The organism is Streptomyces sp. M41(2017), assembly GCF_002078175.1.
In the GTDB taxonomy this organism is placed as follows: Bacteria; Actinomycetota; Actinomycetes; order Streptomycetales; family Streptomycetaceae; genus Streptomyces.
In genome coordinates this window covers 195,609-211,265 of record NZ_MWFK01000002.1, presented here as the reverse complement: position 1 = coordinate 211,265, position 15,657 = coordinate 195,609, and the positions used below count along the sequence as shown (strand labels likewise).

Here is a 15,657-nt window from a genome sequence, read left to right as displayed (position 1 = left end):
GAGGGGCACGTCACCGGGGTTGGAGCGAGCCCGAGGAACTTTCCAGAGCGACTGCGCGCCTTCCTCGGTTTACCAGATCCACATTCCTCCGGGGACGCCGTCGGGGCCGAGGTAGTGGGCTGCTTCGGGGCCCACGCGGCTTTCGTCGTCGAGAGGGATGACGAAGCGGTCATCGCCGAAATGGAGCGCGAGGAGACGGTTGGGGTCGAGTTCGTAGCCGTCGATGGTCTTGCCGATGTAGCGGTGCAGGAGGTCCATCGATCCAGATTGGGGGAAGTGCCAAGGAAGCGTCCAGCGCAGTGCTACGCGTCCGGTATTGCCCGGGTACTGCGCCCGCCTGGAAGCGACTACTGCGGGATGCCGTCCTTGATCTCCCATGGCGTTGAGCTGCATATGCCAAAGGAAGTTCTTAGGGTCACAGTCAAGGGAGGGGCGAATAAACCACTCTCTAGCGCTGCGCGTCACCCGACTGCCAGACGCCTGTGCGCACGTTGGTTTCGTTGGTCCGGTGTGACATCACGCAAAGACTTTCCCGGAGCAGCGGGCACGCGATCGGATCAGTTTCGTTCGCTGCGCTCTACACGCCCGCCTGCTTCATCGAATGATCGCTCCACGGAACAACCGATTCCCGCGCTCGCGCACAATCCAGCGGCGTATGGACCCACATACTTCACGGATGTACTGGAAGAATTTCTCCGGCGGCTAGATCACCTTCAGGCTGATTTCAAGAGCCGTGCAGCTTCCGCTCGCGAATCAGACGTGGGTGCACCGGTTTCACATGTGTCGTATGGCACCGAGTCATACCTGACGTCAGCACCAGCCGGTCAGGGGCTAAAAGGAACTCCGATGCAGAGTAGTGGGCGAGAGCTGAATCACCGTGTATGACCGGAGCGGAGAGTTCAATCCTTATCCTGACCCGCCTTACGAGCACTTGTACACCACCGAGCCGGGGCCCCCTGCATCGCATCCCGAACAGCTGGTGAACACGCACGATCTCTTCCGCCCCACGCAACAGGCATTCTCGCCACGCGCGTCGAATGGCCCGCTGGACTCGATTGTCTTCGACCACACCCTGGCCCTCGACGACGAACTGGCGGAGGTATTGCGCACCGCTGTCGAGCAACCACCAACCATCTCGACTGCCGTGCCCAGACCCCGCACGGGATCCCACGATCACCGTAGACGACGCCTACGCCGGGTCCGCCCTCCGCAAGGATGGTCATGGCTGAAGGTCGCCAGCATCAGCCTCGCAGCACTCACGGCACTGATCGTCGCCATGGTCAGCGTATTCGGCGCCGTCGTCTCCTACGACCCTCTGCGCCATGTGGCCACTCCGACCGTCGCCGATGACCTCGCCCATTGCTGGCCGCTCTTGGTGTTCGGACCGTGGCTCGTCGCCTCGCTCTCCGTCCTACGCGCCGCTCTTCACCGGCGCCGCGCGGCACACTCCTGGGTCGTGGTCGTACTCTTCTCAGCTTTCGCGGTCGCCTTGTGCGTCAACCAGGCCGACAAGACGCTCACTGGCATGGCGGTGGTTGGCCTACCCCCCCGTTACTGCCCTGACGTGCTTTCACCAACTCGTCCGTCAGATCACCCTGACCCGCCCTCACCGAAATCCCCCCCGCCGCAAGACTCGTCGTGCGCGCCACTGAACGTGGCCGCGCCTACGTGCACCGATAGCAGTGCGGGCTGTCTCTCTTGCCCCCGGGTGAGCCCGCCTGTTCTCTTGGTCGGCCGGCGTGCCCCGGCTCGGGCATCGGTCGCGGAAGACCGAGCACGCCACTGCACGCACACACGTCGCGTAACGGCCCCACTTGGGATGAGCCGGCTGCCCTGCTCCCGCAGCCGAACACACCCGTTGCCCCGGTCCCCGGCGCGGGTGGCGGCCCCAACCGGACGGCAGCCAGCGGTCGCTACACCGTCCAGATCCTCGATCCCGCGAAGAGGCCCTATGCGCCGCCTCTCGGTAACCAGGGCACCGCCAATCCTGACGGCACCGGGGCTGAGACCGTGGACGGGCCAATAGGCCGTGCATTTACGCTCCCCGGGCCCCGGGCGGCAGTCTCAGGCCACCATCTCCGCAGCCGGGTTTCGTCGAGGCCAGGATCGGACGCAAGACGCCACCCGCCGGGACAAGGGCCACTTCAAGGCCACGTTCAAAGGCACCGAATGGTAGCGGAGCGACGAGGTGCTGGCGGCCAGGTCTGCCCGCTACCGCGAGTTCTTCCGCGTGCAGGTGAAGGACCTTCTCGATCGCCGTGGCCCACGGGGGTCAGGGCGTCCCGCTGTGGCAGAGCTACTACCCGCCGACCGGCCGGGACGGATACCCGCCGATCCTCGTGGTGTTCGACCCCGGCACCCGGCTGGGAGAGCAAGCTTTGAAGAACCGGATGAACCGGGTGCTGGATCTCACCCGGGACCACTGGTCGGGCACGTACAAGGGGTTCGGCGGATACGGCAGCGAACGGTCAGACGGCTACTACGACTACGCCGACGCCATCGCGCTCCTGTTCACCACCCTCGACCGCATCCAGGAATCTGGGCCGCTGGCCGCGGTGTGGTGGCGCTGCGGACACCGCCGCTGGGAAACCCTCACCGACGCCCTGGACAACCCCAAGGACGTCCGTGCCTGGCGCCGCCGTGACGAGGAACGCCACAAAGTCCAGCAGGCCCGGGAAGCGAGGGAGCGAGAGGAACGGGGGGCGGCTGCTGACGAGGGCTGGGGCGGGCCGCGCGTGCCCGCGCAGCCCGAACCCGTGCTCCCGCCCTATAAGACCTGCGGCGGCCCGCTCGGGGCTGGGGATTGACGATCCTTCCGCCTCGCCGCCGGACGGCCGCAACTGCGCATCAAAGCCCTCTTCGGCCGCCCCGACAAGGACACCCCACCCCGGCCCCCAGCCGGGCTGTAAAGGGAGCCTTGAACTGGCCGCAGGCAGACGGCCGTTGAGCAGCACACGCACGCACAAAGCCCCTGTGACCTGCGCAACGATGATCCAGGAGCCCCACCCACCCAGGGCGCCTTCTGCCGTGCGCAGTCGCTTTGCCACCCCCGCCGGCGGCTGCGCACGCCGCCCCTGCCGCCCGCGCGACGCGGTGTCCCCTACACCGTACGGATTAACCGGCGGCATATGCCATGCGCGCCGCGGCAGGTGCCGCTGCGGAGAGTGCTTACGTGGCGGGCGGTACGCAGGGCCCGGCTCGAGGCGCCCATCCTGCGCTTCGACCAACCGCGATGAAGGAGCAAGACGTGAAGTCTCTGTCTGGCGTGAAGCGGAAGATGGCGCTGGGGGTCACGACGCTGGCCGCGATCGCCGTCTCGGCCGTCCCGGGATCGGCGTCGTCCGCCCCCGGAACCCAAGGCGGTTCGGACCACTGGGGAGTGATCACCCGCAACACGATCGGCTCACCCGTCGCCGCCCTGAGGAACGGCCCGTTCGGTTCCTTCGGCGTCACGGGTCCGTCGGCCAGGCCGCCGTATGGAACGGGCAGCCTCGGCATCGAGGTGGCGGACAACTCCACCTCCCTCACGCCGTCCAGTGAGAAGGTCGACTTCGGCAACGAGGTCGACTTCTACGGCAACCCGGTACTGGGGCTGACCAAGATCGGCTTCCACGTCTTCCAGACCGGCGAGAACACCTCGCACGGCGGCCCCGGGAACATGCCCAACATCAGGTTCGAGATCAACCCGCGCCTCACCGCGGCACCCGCCACCACCTACTCGTCAATGGTGTGGTCGCCGCCGGCCTCCCCGGTGACGGACCGCTGGAGTCCCTACCTGGACGCCACCACCACCGGCAGGTGGTTCCTCACGGGTGCGGCGGGCACCGCGACCGGCTGCAACCAGAGCACCCCGTGCACCTTCGCCCAGCTGAAGACCGCCCTCAACGACGGCGGATCGGCTCCGACCATCTACACCGCCGCCGTAGGCAAGGGCCGCGACAACCTGTGGGCCGGCGCCATCGACGGCCTGCGGATCAACCGGAGCATCTACGACTTCGAAGCCAACGGAGTCAGGACTCTCCGCGCCAACTGAACCGGCCCAGCACCGATTGGCTGCTGCCCCTTCGCGACCACGCGCATCCAGAGCCCCGGCCGGGATCGACACCGGCCGGGCTGCTCGGCAACGGCAGCCGTGCAGGCCCGTGGGGTGCGACCCGGCGCGGCTCATTCGCCGGCCGACTCGCGCGGTGCGTGCCGCAGAAGCTGCTGATCGAGCTCGATGCGAATGTCGGAGCAAAGCTGCCCGCTGCGGGCCCAACCGACGATCAGGTCCGCCACGTGCCCGAGCTTGATACCGGTCTCCTCCGAGACGACGCACAGCACATCCCGGCCCTGCTCGGGCGTCAGATGTGCCACGGCCAGGATGACGCCGACGGCCTGGTCCACCACGGCTTGCGAACGCATCGCTTCCTCGAGCTACCAGCGCAGGCCGAGGTCATCGAGTTCGGCCCGCCGCTGCTCGCTCAGCTTTGCCGCTCTGCGGCGGGCGTTGTCGAGGAAGGCTCCGAGCTTGATCTGCTCGCCGTCGACGTCCTCGACAGCCTTCCTAGGCGCCCGCAGGTGTCCCTCACGGGCGTGGAACTGGCGGGCCGCGGCGACGTTGACCGCCCACGGGTCGCCCTGCGTCCGCCGCACCGACCTCACCGCCTCGTCTCCAGCCGGTGCCTCCACGCCGATCGATTCCAGCAGGAACCGCTGCTCCGGCATCAGCCGCTCCCAGCCGACCCGTTGCCCGGCGACCCACGCGCCCAGGTCCCCGCCCTGCACGACCAGCTCCCCAGCCCTGTCCGGGAGTTCACCTCAGGCCCGGACGTGGGCGAGAGCGAGCCGGTAGCTGCGCTGCCAACCGATCTCCCACGCTGGACACCACCCGGGATCGACATCGGCCAGAGCTTCCATACGGCTCTCAGGCAGCTCACCGGAGTAAGAGAGGCCCGTATCCCCAGCTGCACGCCGTTCGGCGTTCTCAGTCGCCTTGCGGGCTGCTGCACGGTTTTTCTTGGCCCACACCCCAAGCGGAATCGACTCCCACACCACCGAAGCGGCGGGCAAGAAATGGCCGTGCACCGCCGCGTACGAGCGGGCGACGTCCAGGCCGGCATCCCACGCGGAGGGGTGCACCGACCACACCATCCCGAGCTTCTCCAATTCCGCGACCCTCGAGGCCTCCAGTGTTCCGGCCGTGTAGTAGCGCCGCTGGTCCGCGATCCACGCCCCCAGCGGATGCGTTCCCACTGATCCCAGTCCTCCGGCGTGACGTACGTGAACGGCACCTGCACCCACGGTATCGACCATTGAACCGCGCGCGTCCGAGAAAAGAACTGCATCACACTCGGCAGTATCAACCCCTTCACCGAGAACACGAACAGACGAAAGAACACGAAACTCCGCACGCACATCTCGGCCCAATCCGGGACCGCCAAGGTAATCGGAGGCGAATTCGTCCAGCACCGCCCGGCGATGGCCGGGGGCGTGCTAGCCGTACAACCAGTCCGCCCACACCTGTCCCGCCGCCGGGTAGACGTCCGGCTCTTCCTCGGCGAGCCGGGCCGCGACCGCCGGCACCGACGCCGCCTCACCCACCCGACTGTGAAAGCTCAGCAGCCTCGGGACGCGTTCCTCCACCGCCGCGTGCATCAACCCCGTCTGCACGGCCGCCAGGCGCGCCCCACGCACCGCATCCGAACCCGTGTCCTCACTGGTCAGCGCCGCGTACAGATCCGGGTCACCAATGTCGAGGCACAGCACCTGATAGGGCGCCACACTGATGGCCTCCGACAGGGTCAGCTTGTAGGCGACCGGCCCGAACACGGGAGAGCCGTCCTCCATCGACGCCACCAACCGCGGCCGCTCACCCTCTGCCTCCCACACCCGCACCGTCGCCGTCATATACAACCGACGCTCCGCTGGCAGCTGCGCCTGGTCGTGAACGGCAGCCCACGGCTTCAGACCATCCCCACTCGTACGGTGCGCCTCGTTCACCATCATCAGGCTCCATACGGGCAGACCAGCCCCAGATGCGGTTTCGCAGGGGCTTGCACAGCGAATACTCACTGATCGCTCGTCAGGGACAACGTGCTGCGGTCAGTGGGTCGCAGCGGGAACACAAGCCGACGATGGCTGCGCGCTTCCGGAGGCCGGTCCGGGCACCAACTGGAGGGAGCCCGGGCTCAGTGCGGCGTGATCCATCGCTGGAGGGCGTCGTTGACGACGTCGTCGAGGGCGCTCAGCGCTTCCACGGCGTGCAGGTCTCCGGGCGCGGGCGCAACTCCCGCCCGGATGAGTGTGGCCTGCAGTTCCAGGCGGCGCCGGTCGTGCGCGGCCATCACGAAGGGCAGTCGTTGGCCGGGGTCTGGTGCGGGCCACGACGCCTGCTGTTCGGCGGGCCGTGCTTGGGCTGGGACCCGCCAGTCCTCGTCCCCCCAGGGTTCTCCTGTCTCTACGCCGCTCCCGGTCGTGTGCGCGTCGAATCCGCAGCGGTAGGGATCCAGCGCCAGCTCGGGCAACGTCGAGTCGGTCGGTGAGTACTGCCACTCCTGCATGCATCCTCCAGCATCCGACGCTCTGTTGATGTCCAGGAGGCGGCCCGCCCCGACACGGTTGCACCAGCAGCGCCGAACCACCCGAACACCCTCAAAAGCATCTCGTCACACCTCCCGCAGCCCCCGCACAGGGCATGTTGAGCTGGGGCGTTGCCGAGCCGGTGTGTTGCCGAGCAGTGGTGGGCCCGGTTGTCGTGTCCCGGCGCGTCGGGCGTCGTTGAGCAGGATGTCGCTCGCGTCCCCGGCCGTGAACCTGGATGCGAGAGCTGAGTACCTGATTTCCACTGCCTGGTCAGGGGGCTCAGTAACGCCCGGCCTCCCTCGCGTGCACACCCTGAGGCCGGGCTGCTCACCACGCCTGCGCACACAGGCGCCCAGCTCCCCCCTGGGGAGCGGGCGTCTGAGCGCTCGACGGGCGCCTTTTTCCGGCCGTGATCTATCGCGCTGGCTGGAAGGGGTGCATGGTGGTGATGCGGTTTTCCTGACGTCCCCGGGACGGAAGCCGCTCGGGCCCCGCCGCGTCGCCGTGGTCGGGCGCCCGCCGCTCCTCCCGGCCCCCCACGGGAGGCTATGCGGCTGTCAGCTCAGGCTGGAGCCGGTCGCCGGGCTTGACCGGCACGATCTCAATATCGCGGCACTTCTCCGCGGTCAGTCGCGTCTTGCGGTCCTTGGCGCTGGCCTTGTCGTACGAGACGCCGGCTGCGCGGGGCACGCCGTCGGGGTCGGTCCAGCGGATTCCGTAGCTGGTCATCGTAATCGCCATGAGGTGAGTATCGCCGTCGGGTCTGACACTCACCGGATGCAGGCGACGGCGGTGGGGGCCGCGCAGGTTCGCCGGCCGCGGGGGGCCTATCTTCGTCCGGCCTTGCCTGGGCATCGAGCTGCCACATCCACGTTACGGAGAGCTCTTCCGGCTCGGTTGAAGCCGGTGCTCAAGCCCCTCGTCAGAGGTCCGTCGATGCCTCCGGGCCCGGTGAAACCACCCCCCGGATCATCAACAACAGGAGGGGGAAGTCATGCCGGACCCGAAGGCCGGAGGCCCCATTGCGGAACCACGAAAAGGGTAACGGGGGGCCAGGAGCCGTGGCCGCGACGTGAACTAAGGCTCGGCGGCCTGCGGTTTCCTCAAAGGCGCATCTCCGTGCGGAGGCAGGGAGAGAAGGAGATCCAGGCACGCGATCTTGCCCCGCAACCTCGATGCCGGTGACGCTCGGACGAAGAGCTGTCTCGACTCCTTGGGGGACCTGTGGACGACCTCACTCAACGGAACAGGCTCGGCGGCCTCGGCTGCAACCTCGTGGCTGTGGTCACCATCGCCGCCGTAGTTGCGCTGGTCGTGTGGGCGTGGCAGCAACCCGGCGGGAACACACCCAGCTACTGGCACTGAACCAGTGCCGCACGGCGGTGCAGCGTTTGGCGCCAACACCGCGCAGGCGTAGGCGGCCCGACGTTCGCCGGGCACGCCCATACGCTGACGCGGGCATGCTGCTCCTCGGTGTATCTTGCTTCGCGGCTGCTCAGATGAGGACGGACGCCGCGCACCATGGCGAGCCGGACTCACCAGAGCGCGCAACCGCCATCCCTCGCCACCTTGGCGCCCGCTCGCAGAGATACGGCCGCCGTGGCCTTCCCCGCTCGTTCGAGTGTGCGCATCATCCGGTTGGGATCGAACGCCACGAGCGGCAAGCAGCAAGGGACTCATGGCCGGCCTGGGCCTGACCGTGCAGCGGGCAGCGTCAGGGCGGGTCAGGTGGAAGAGACGAAACGGTCCCAGGCGCGGTGCTTGCTCAGAAGGTCGGTGAGCTGTTCTAGGACGGCGGCGGCGGAGTCCGCGCTGACCACGCCGGGGGAGTCGGCCGCGATACCGGCAGCCACTAGCGCCTCCGTGCCGTCGCCCCAGGCCCCGAGGGCCTTTCCGTGGCGGTAGGCCTCCATCACCATGAGCAGCGGGCGCGAGTCGATGCCCACGGCCATGGCGACATCGTCGTCCACCTTGGCGTCCCGGGCTCCATAGGCGTCGGCTGCGACCGCTGGTGCGCCCGCGAGGAGTAGAGCGTCGAACTCGGTGGAGCGCGCGTTGGCAAACGTCCGCTGGACGGTGAGGGGCTCGCCTTCGGGGTCGAGGAATCCTCCGGTGGGGGCGATGATCAGGGGCACCATGCCGGCGTCCAGGACGGACTGCCGGGCTGCGCGGACGTCCGTCAGATCCTGGTCGGCTTCAGTGATGATGCCGATGATCCTGCCGTCCAGAGGCCAGGTGCCGCCGAGCTGGGAGAGCGCTGGGCTGGGCACGGGGTCGGGCTGTGTCACGGTCGGCTCGGGTGCGGGCAGACCGAGGCCGGCAGCGACCAGGGCGCAGAGTTCGGCGTCGACGTTGGCAAGGACCTTCAGCGCGCGTTCCTTGATGGCCGTTTCCCAGCACTTGCTGAGTTCGAAGGTGTAGGCGGCGACGATGTGTTCGCGTTCGGTGGGTGTCATGCTCAACCAGAACAGTCGCGGCTGGGAGAAGTGATCGTCGAAGGAGGCTGCCGCGTCCCGCACCTTTGCCGCGGCGGGCAACGGCTCAGGCACCTCGATGTAGGCGCCGTTGTCCGCGCCGGCGAGGAAGGGGCAGCCGCCGTCGAGGGAGTTGGGCCGATACGGTGCGGCCCCACGGTGGACGGCGGTCTGGTGCATGCCGTCGCGGAGCATGTCGTTCACCGGTGCGTGGGTGCGGTTGATCGGCAGCTGCCCGAAGTTCGGGCCACCGAGCCGGCTGATCTGGGTGTCGAGGTAGGAGAAGAGCCGCCCTTGGAGCAGCGGGTCGTTGGTGACGTCGATGCCCGGGACGAGGTGGCCGACGTGGAAGGCGACCTGTTCGGTCTCGGCGAAGTAGTTCGAGGGGTTGGCGTTCAGCGTGAGCAGTCCGATGGGCTGTACCGGCGCCAACTCCTCCGGAACGATCTTGGTCGGGTCCAGCAGGTCGATGCCCTCGAACATCTGCGCATCGGTATCCGGGAAGGTCTGGACGCCCAGTTCCCACTGTGGGTAGGCGCCGGCCTCGATCGCATCTGCCAGGTCCCGTCGATGGAAGTCCGGATCCACACCGGCGGTGATCTGGGCCTCCTCCCACACAAGGGAATGCACGCCCAGCTTCGGCTTCCAGTGGAACTTCACCAGCGTGGTCGCGCCGTCGGCGTTCACTAGGCGGAAGGTGTGGACGCCGAAGCCCTCCATCATCCGGTACGAACGGGGGATGCCCCGGTCGGACATGTTCCACATCGTGTGGTGGGTGGCCTCGGTGTGCAGGGTGACGAAGTCCCAGAACGTGTCGTGGGCGCTCTGGGCCTGCGGGATCTCGCGGTCCGGATGCGGCTTGCCTGCGTGGATGACGTCAGGGAACTTGATCGCGTCCTGGATGAAGAACACCGGGATGTTGTTGCCGACCAGGTCGAAGACACCCTCGCTGGTGTAAAACTTCGTCGCAAAGCCCCGGGTGTCCCGGACCGTGTCCGCCGAGCCGCGCGAGCCCAGCACGGTGGAAAACCGCACGAACACCGGCGTCTCTACATCCTTGGCGAGGAATGCGGCCTTGCTGATCCCTTCCCCAGTGCCGTACCCCTGAAAGACGCCGTGCGCTGCGGCGCCGCGGGCATGCACGACCCGCTCCGGGATCCGTTCGTGGTCGAAATGCGTGATCTTCTCGCGCAGGTGGTGGTCCTGCAGCAGCACCGGCCCGCGCGGGCCCCCCTTCAGCGAGTGATCCGTCTCGTACAGCCGCGCCCCCTGCGCGGTGGTCAGAAACTCACCGCCCTGCGCCACTTCCGCCTGCGGGACACCGGTCTTTTGACCGGTCGGGCTGTACGTGTCCGGACCTCGCTGATCGGGCTTCGGCGGCAGCGGTCCGGCCGGTTCTGTCGGCTCATCCACCGGCGGCGGAACCGGGCCCGGCGCGCCAGGGATCTCGTTACCGGGATGCGCGATCTCCTGGACTTTCTCGGCGACCTTGTCGGCCGCTGCTGCCACGGGATTCTTCTTCTTGCCCGTCACGGGTATCTCCGATCACTGAGAAAGCCAGGGACGACCTCCCGTCTTCACGACAGGAGGCGTGAGATCCGCTGAGTACCCGATTCCGGACTCTCCACGCGGCATATCCGCCACGTGCGGTGCAAGTTCATCCGACCGGTTCAACCCCTTGATCGTCACCCGCATCGCACGCCTCCCTGACCGCACTTCCCACGGCCGCCCGGCCGCCCTCAGGCACCTCTGGGCCTCCACCTTCCTGCTGTCGCCTGTATGCCGAAGGGCGGCCTGCCGAGCTGGGTGAGGTTAGCCGCGGGACGGGTACACAGCCACGTGACGTGATCATCCTTGTCTCTGTATTCCACGTGCCAACTGACCCGGATTCGCCCCCCGGAATACAGCCTGCTCATCCGACTCCGCGGCTGCGGACACAAGACCAGGAGGCTGCAGTGCCCAGTACGGCTGCGACACAGCGGGTACTTCCCTCAAAGCTGCTGGCTCTACCGGGGGTGTACAGACCCCAGGCTGATACCGCTCTGCTCGCCGACGAGCTGGAGCGCGAAAATCTCGGGACGGGGAGGGAGGTGTTGGAAATCGGAACCGGAACGGGGGCGTTGGCTTTGAGCGCCGCTGCCAGGGGCGCACGGGTCACCGCCGTGGACGTCTCCCGGCGGGCGGTGTTCGCCGCGCGTCTGAACGCCCTGCGTCATCGTCTGCCCTTGCAGGTTCTCCATGGTGATTTCGAGGCCCTCAGCCGGGGACGTCGATTCGACTTTGTCCTCGCCAACCCGCCCTATGTTCCCTCGCCGAGCCCCTACCCACCTTCCACGGGGCGGGCACGCGCCTGGGATGCGGGCCCCAACGGGCGGGCGGTGATCGATCGGATCTGTGAGAGCGCGCCGAAGCTGCTGCGGGCCGACGGTGTTCTGCTCATGGTGCACTCCGTGATGTGTGAGCCGGAGCGCACCCTGAAACGACTGGCTCAGGCTGGGCTCCCCGCGCAGGTGACAGCGGAAGCAAGGGTGCCGTGGGGGCCGGTCCTGCGTTCACGACGGGCCTGGCTGCAGAAGCAGGGGTTCAGTGAGGCGGGCGAGGAGGACGAAGGGCTGGTGGTCATTCGTGCCCGGGCAGTCTGATCCCGCCACCGGTGCGACGTCGGCGGCGCGAGCGTGCCGCGTTCGAGTCGAGCCCGACGGGCCGGTGATGATGGAAGGACCGGTGGAAGTGGTCCTAGCGGACGGTACCGTCGCCCGCTCAGAGCGGTTCATGGTCGCCGTGTGTACCTGCCGTCGCAGCCGCGCCTACCCCTGGTGCGACACGAGCCATCGACGGCGTCAAAAGCCCGACACCTCGCTGACTTCCGGCCATCAGCCCAAGAACCACGCTGATCAGCGTGACGCATCGAAGGACCGCTCGGCTCCAAAGCACCCACAGGACAGGACTCTGCCGTGACCGTGCGCGCCACCTTTACCTCCGACATCTGCGCGACCCTGGTCGAGGGCCGCGGCCCTCTGTCGACGGCAGTCGTCACCTCACTGCTCACCGGCCATCCCCCCGTCTGCGCCGATGATGCCGCAGAGGGCGCGGACCCGTGGGGGGAGGACCTCCAGCTCGCGCTTTACCTCCTGTATGAACTCCACTACCGGGGCTTCGACAGCGTCGACGACGAGCGGGAATGGGATCCGGATCTGCTGCGTCTGCGCCGGCAGATGGAGGACCGCTTCCTGCGTGCTCTGCGAGCAGATCTTTCGGACGCACCGACCAGGGTGGAGGAGGCTTTCGCCCCGCTGCTGGTCGAACCCGTGGACCTCGGCGACAGCCTCAGCCATCAGCTCGAAAAGAGCGGCGAGCTCTGGCAGTTGCGGGAGTACGCGGCCCTGCGATCCCTCTACCACCTCAAGGAAGCCGATCCGCATGCCTGGGTCATTCCTCGGCTGACCGGACGGTCCAAAGCGGCGATGGTAGCAATCGAGTACGACGAGTTCGGAGCAGGCCGAGCCGACCGCATTCACGCACGGCTCTTCGCCGATCTGATGCAAGACCTCGGCCTCGATTCGAGGTATGGCCACTACCTGCACCAAGCCCCCGCCCCGCTCCTCGCCACCGTCAACGTGATGTCGCTGTTCGGGCTACACCGGGCCCTGCGCGGGGCGCTCGTGGGTCACTTCGCCTGTGTGGAGGTCACGTCCTCCCCCGGCTCTCGACGGCTGGCAAACGCCATGCGGCGCTGTGAGGCGGGGAAGGCCGCGGTGCACTTCTACGCCGAGCATGTCGAAGCCGACGCCGTTCACGAGCAACTCGTACGCCACGACGTCATCGGGGGCCTTCTGACAGACGAGCCCGGTCTGGAAGCAGACATTGCCTTCGGATGTGCGGCCACCGTGCTGCTGGAGGACCGACTCGGCGCCTTCATCAAAGCCAAGTGGAAAGAACAACAGTCCGCCCTGCGCACACCCCTGCCGCCACGTGACGGACTGGGCTAAGGACGGGAAGCGACGTGCAGAACCGACCTCTCCGTTCGGACGTCTAAGGGTGTTGTCCAAGGTTCTGAACTGGCCATCCCTGACGTATGGCTGGGGTGTTGCGAGCCGAACGCGTGGGGGCGGGAGGCCGCGATGGCGCGAGGGACTGACCCTGAAAGAGCGTTTTGTCCTGGCGGGGGTGTTTGATATCGCCAGGCGGTTTGTAGGAGCTCCGCAGGTGCGGTGGGTGCGACGGTTAATGTCAGCGGCGGGTGCGAGGATCACGGGATGCCTCTGCCTCAGCCCGATGATCTGACCTCGCTGGTGCTGCGTACCGACTTCGGTGACGACGGCGCCTGGGATGCGGTTCGAGCCGCGCTCGACGGGTACTGCCATGCCACGTATGTCAGCGAGCTTCGCTTCGCCTGTGTGGGGGTCCGGGCACTGGTGGATGAAGAGGCTGCTGCGGATGAAGAAGCCCAGATCATCCACGTGTTCCTGGCCGACGCGGCCACGATGGGGGATACGAATCACCCGCTCCTGGCCGTGGACCTCTCGGACGAGCCCGGGCGGACGTTCAGGCTCCCTGCTCAGTGGTTCCCTGATGTCTCGGCCAACCTGAGCATCGCCAACATGGACTTTGCGGATTTCGCCGACGCTGCTGATGAATCAGGGACCTTCCGCGGTTTTTGACGAGGGCTGACTCGATACCGTTCAGGCCTGTCCGGGCGAGCTATGTGCCGCGCCAGTTCAGTGTGGCTTCTCGGGTAAGGCGACGGCTCATCAGGTCGATCATCGCGAGGTGGATCATTGCTTCGGAGCGGTGGGGATGGGTTTCGTAGTCGCGGGCCAGGCGTCGGTGGTGCATGAGCCAGCCGAAGGCCCACCCACGAGTGACCAAGGCCTGGGCCGACAGCGGCTACCGGACCAGAGTCATCGAGCACGGAGCCCGCCTGGGCATCGACGTCGAAGTCGTCCACCGCGACCCGGCCGCGAAGGGCTTCAAGGTGATCCCACGGCGCTGGGTCGTCGAGCGGACCTTCGGCTGGCTCATGCACCACCGGCGCCTCACCTGCGACTACGAGACCCACCCACACCGGTCCGAGGCGATAATCAAGCTGGCGATGGTCGACCTCATAAGCCGCCGCCTCACGAGGGAATCCACCCTGAACTGGCGCGACCCCAGTTCAGCAGTGTGATCCTTTACCGTCCTGGCCCTGCAGAGCGGTGAAACGCTGATCCAACAGATCCACGCACTCATGAATCCCCGGCCTCGGCGCGCTTGCGCGCTCACGCATCACCGCGATGGCCTGCACGTTGCAACCAGCAGCAACGAGACGGTCCACCTCCCGCCGGTCCTCAGCCGAAAGGCGTCCCCACACAGAGTCGTTCACCCCATCATTGAACAGTCTCCGGGCTGACTCTCAACATGCAGGTCAGAGGCGGCATTACCAAACGCTCATGCCAAGACAAAACACTCTTTAAGTGAGCGTTTGATTCTGATATTGAATAGTTCATACGGAATTCCAGGAAGCCATCTGAACACCCTGTGAAGAGATTTGCCAGAGAAGCGGCTTATGCGGCAATTAGCAGAGCAGTAATGCGCCGGTTTCCGCCTGAGAGCTCCCGTCTCATTTAGAAACCTACTGGTTCACGCCGAGTTAAGAATGCACGCCCCATGCACCCGGCACCCCCGCACACGCCCTGCCCAGGCCGGCCGCCGCCACATACGCAGACCCTATGCAGCCCTCACGGCCCTACCCCAGCGACCTGTCCGACGCCCGCTGGGAACTCATCCGCCCCACCCTCGAAGCCTGGCGCCAGGCCCGCAACGGCATCCGCAAACCCACCCACGACCTGCGCGCCTTGATGAACGCCATCCTCTACGTCGACCGCACCGGCATCCCCTGGCGCTACCTGCCCCACGACTTCCCACCCCACCAGAGCGTCTACGGCTACTTCGCCCACTGGGAAGCCGACGGCATCTTCGACCAGCTCACTGGCCTCCTACGCGGCAAAGTCCGCCAGACCGAAGGCCGCACCAGCGAGCCCACCGCCTGCCTCATCGACAGCCAGAGCATCAAAACCTCCGCCACCGTCCACCTGACCAGCCAAGGCATCGACCCCGCCAAGAAGATCATCGGACGCAAACGGCACATCGTCACCGACACACTCGGCCTGCTGCTGGCCGTCACCGTCACCGCCGCCAGCGTCCACGACTCCGCCGCCGGCACCCAACTCCTGACCCAAGTCCGCGAGCGCCACCCCACCGTCACCAAAGCCTGGGCCGACAACGGCTACAAGACCAAAGCCGTCGAACACGCCGCCCAGCTCGGCATCGACCTCGAAATCGTCCAACGCGACCCCACCACCCGCGGCTTCCACGTCCAACCCCGCCGCTGGGTCATCGAACGCACCCTCGGCTGGCTCATGCACCACCGCCGCCTGGCCCGCGACTACGAAACCCACCCCCACCGATCAGCCGCCATGATCCAACTCGCAGCCATCAACCTCATGACCCGCCGCCTCACCCACGAAGCCACCCACAACTGGCGCTACAGCTAAACCAAATGAAACAGACAACCGAGAATCAAACGCTCACTAAGAAGAGCACTCGGTGCCCGTGATGCAGGCCGCCGTACGTAGACGGC

At 66.9% G+C, this 15,657-nt stretch carries 17 protein-coding genes and 2 pseudogenes; 10 read left to right on the top strand and 9 right to left on the bottom strand.

Going from position 1 to position 15,657, the window contains the following annotated elements; genetic code table 11:
* Window positions 1–69: 69 nt before the first annotated feature.
* Window positions 70–258: a hypothetical protein gene (locus tag B0675_RS26605; protein WP_081222158.1), complete on the bottom strand. Its 189-nt coding sequence runs from the start codon at window positions 256–258 to the stop codon at window positions 70–72.
* 1,018 nt (window positions 259–1,276) lie between these two features.
* Here B0675_RS26605 and B0675_RS42190 point away from each other — a divergent pair.
* The 3 genes from B0675_RS42190 (at window position 1,277) to B0675_RS26590 (ending at window position 4,033) form a co-directional block, all read left to right on the top strand.
* Complete coding sequence (locus B0675_RS42190) at window positions 1,277–2,026, top strand: DUF2637 domain-containing protein (protein WP_241540095.1); 750 nt, start codon at window positions 1,277–1,279, stop codon at window positions 2,024–2,026.
* 232 nt (window positions 2,027–2,258) lie between these two features.
* Window positions 2,259–2,807 carry a hypothetical protein gene (locus B0675_RS26595; RefSeq protein ID WP_081222157.1) on the top strand — a complete coding sequence of 183 codons (549 nt, stop codon included), beginning with the start codon at window positions 2,259–2,261 and terminating at the stop codon, window positions 2,805–2,807.
* A 440-nt stretch (window positions 2,808–3,247) separates the two neighbouring features.
* Entirely contained in the window at window positions 3,248–4,033 is a 786-nt protein-coding gene (locus B0675_RS26590) for a hypothetical protein (protein WP_241540003.1), read from the top strand.
* A gap of 131 nt (window positions 4,034–4,164) precedes the next feature.
* Here B0675_RS26590 and B0675_RS26585 read toward each other — a convergent pair whose 3' ends face one another.
* The 6 genes from B0675_RS26585 to B0675_RS26565 form a co-directional block, all read right to left on the bottom strand.
* On the bottom strand, window positions 4,165–4,404 hold the full coding sequence (locus tag B0675_RS26585; protein ID WP_081222156.1) for an ANTAR domain-containing protein: 240 nt from the start codon (window positions 4,402–4,404) through the stop codon (window positions 4,165–4,167).
* Window positions 4,405–4,416: 12 nt separating this feature from the next.
* Entirely contained in the window at window positions 4,417–4,767 is a 351-nt protein-coding gene (locus tag B0675_RS42185; RefSeq protein WP_241540002.1) for a helicase associated domain-containing protein, read from the bottom strand.
* Window positions 4,768–4,800: 33 nt separating this feature from the next.
* Complete coding sequence (locus tag B0675_RS42180) at window positions 4,801–5,451, bottom strand: helicase associated domain-containing protein (protein WP_241540001.1); 651 nt, start codon at window positions 5,449–5,451, stop codon at window positions 4,801–4,803.
* Window positions 5,452–5,475: 24 nt separating this feature from the next.
* Window positions 5,476–5,988 (bottom strand): hypothetical protein, encoded by a 513-nt coding sequence (locus B0675_RS42175; protein WP_081222155.1) that lies wholly within the window; start codon window positions 5,986–5,988, stop codon window positions 5,476–5,478.
* A 182-nt stretch (window positions 5,989–6,170) separates the two neighbouring features.
* On the bottom strand, window positions 6,171–6,542 hold the full coding sequence (locus tag B0675_RS26570; protein WP_081222154.1) for a hypothetical protein: 372 nt from the start codon (window positions 6,540–6,542) through the stop codon (window positions 6,171–6,173).
* A 568-nt stretch (window positions 6,543–7,110) separates the two neighbouring features.
* Window positions 7,111–7,305, bottom strand: a complete 195-nt coding sequence (locus B0675_RS26565; protein ID WP_241540000.1) for a hypothetical protein — start codon at window positions 7,303–7,305, stop codon at window positions 7,111–7,113.
* Window positions 7,306–7,788: 483 nt separating this feature from the next.
* Here B0675_RS26565 and B0675_RS41510 point away from each other — a divergent pair, with 483 nt between their 5' ends.
* Window positions 7,789–7,929, top strand: coding sequence for a hypothetical protein (locus B0675_RS41510; RefSeq protein WP_179165441.1), 141 nt, complete (start codon window positions 7,789–7,791; stop codon window positions 7,927–7,929).
* 359 nt (window positions 7,930–8,288) lie between these two features.
* On the opposite strand, the gene B0675_RS26560 is transcribed toward B0675_RS41510, so the two are convergent.
* Window positions 8,289–10,547, bottom strand: coding sequence for a catalase (locus B0675_RS26560; RefSeq protein ID WP_179165440.1), 2,259 nt, complete (start codon window positions 10,545–10,547; stop codon window positions 8,289–8,291).
* Window positions 10,548–10,993: 446 nt separating this feature from the next.
* Between B0675_RS26560 and B0675_RS26555 the strand changes: the two genes are divergently transcribed.
* The 4 genes from B0675_RS26555 (at window position 10,994) to B0675_RS26540 (ending at window position 13,699) form a co-directional block, all read left to right on the top strand.
* Window positions 10,994–11,680 (top strand): HemK2/MTQ2 family protein methyltransferase, encoded by a 687-nt coding sequence (locus B0675_RS26555; RefSeq protein WP_081222152.1) that lies wholly within the window; start codon window positions 10,994–10,996, stop codon window positions 11,678–11,680.
* Window positions 11,681–11,747: 67 nt separating this feature from the next.
* Entirely contained in the window at window positions 11,748–11,996 is a 249-nt protein-coding gene (locus B0675_RS26550) for a CDGSH iron-sulfur domain-containing protein (RefSeq protein ID WP_081223891.1), read from the top strand.
* A gap of 83 nt (window positions 11,997–12,079) precedes the next feature.
* The gene (locus B0675_RS26545) at window positions 12,080–13,027 is read left to right on the top strand and encodes an iron-containing redox enzyme family protein (RefSeq protein ID WP_241540093.1); all 948 of its coding nucleotides are present in this window, start codon (window positions 12,080–12,082) and stop codon (window positions 13,025–13,027) included.
* Between the two features lie 267 nt (window positions 13,028–13,294).
* Window positions 13,295–13,699 carry a hypothetical protein gene (locus B0675_RS26540; protein WP_081222151.1) on the top strand — a complete coding sequence of 135 codons (405 nt, stop codon included), beginning with the start codon at window positions 13,295–13,297 and terminating at the stop codon, window positions 13,697–13,699.
* Between the two features lie 40 nt (window positions 13,700–13,739).
* Here B0675_RS26540 and B0675_RS42170 read toward each other — a convergent pair.
* A pseudogene (locus B0675_RS42170) lies at window positions 13,740–13,889 on the bottom strand (IS5/IS1182 family transposase); the annotation flags it as partial.
* Window position 13,890: 1 nt separating this feature from the next.
* Between B0675_RS42170 and B0675_RS26535 the strand changes: the two are divergent.
* A pseudogene (locus tag B0675_RS26535) lies at window positions 13,891–14,205 on the top strand (transposase); the annotation flags it as partial.
* A gap of 541 nt (window positions 14,206–14,746) precedes the next feature.
* A complete protein-coding gene (locus B0675_RS26530) occupies window positions 14,747–15,571 on the top strand; it encodes an IS5 family transposase (protein ID WP_081222150.1) in 825 nt (274 codons plus the stop codon).
* Window positions 15,572–15,657 lie beyond the last annotated feature (86 nt).

What these genes read in the sequence shown, in the direction of transcription:
- B0675_RS26605 (WP_081222158.1), bottom strand. Translation starts at nt 258, where the DNA reads ATGGACCTCCTGCACCGCTACATCGGCAAGACCATCGACGGCTACGAA.
- B0675_RS42190 (WP_241540095.1), top strand. Translation starts at nt 1,277, where the DNA reads ATGGTCAGCGTATTCGGCGCCGTCGTCTCCTACGACCCTCTGCGCCAT.
- B0675_RS26585 (WP_081222156.1), bottom strand. Translation starts at nt 4,404, where the DNA reads ATGCGTTCGCAAGCCGTGGTGGACCAGGCCGTCGGCGTCATCCTGGCC.
- B0675_RS42175 (WP_081222155.1), bottom strand. Translation starts at nt 5,988, where the DNA reads ATGATGGTGAACGAGGCGCACCGTACGAGTGGGGATGGTCTGAAGCCG.
- B0675_RS26570 (WP_081222154.1), bottom strand. Translation starts at nt 6,542, where the DNA reads ATGCAGGAGTGGCAGTACTCACCGACCGACTCGACGTTGCCCGAGCTG.
- B0675_RS26565 (WP_241540000.1), bottom strand. Translation starts at nt 7,305, where the DNA reads ATGGCGATTACGATGACCAGCTACGGAATCCGCTGGACCGACCCCGAC.
- B0675_RS26550 (WP_081223891.1), top strand. Translation starts at nt 11,748, where the DNA reads ATGATGGAAGGACCGGTGGAAGTGGTCCTAGCGGACGGTACCGTCGCC.
- B0675_RS26540 (WP_081222151.1), top strand. Translation starts at nt 13,295, where the DNA reads ATGCCTCTGCCTCAGCCCGATGATCTGACCTCGCTGGTGCTGCGTACC.
- B0675_RS26530 (WP_081222150.1), top strand. Translation starts at nt 14,747, where the DNA reads ATGCAGCCCTCACGGCCCTACCCCAGCGACCTGTCCGACGCCCGCTGG.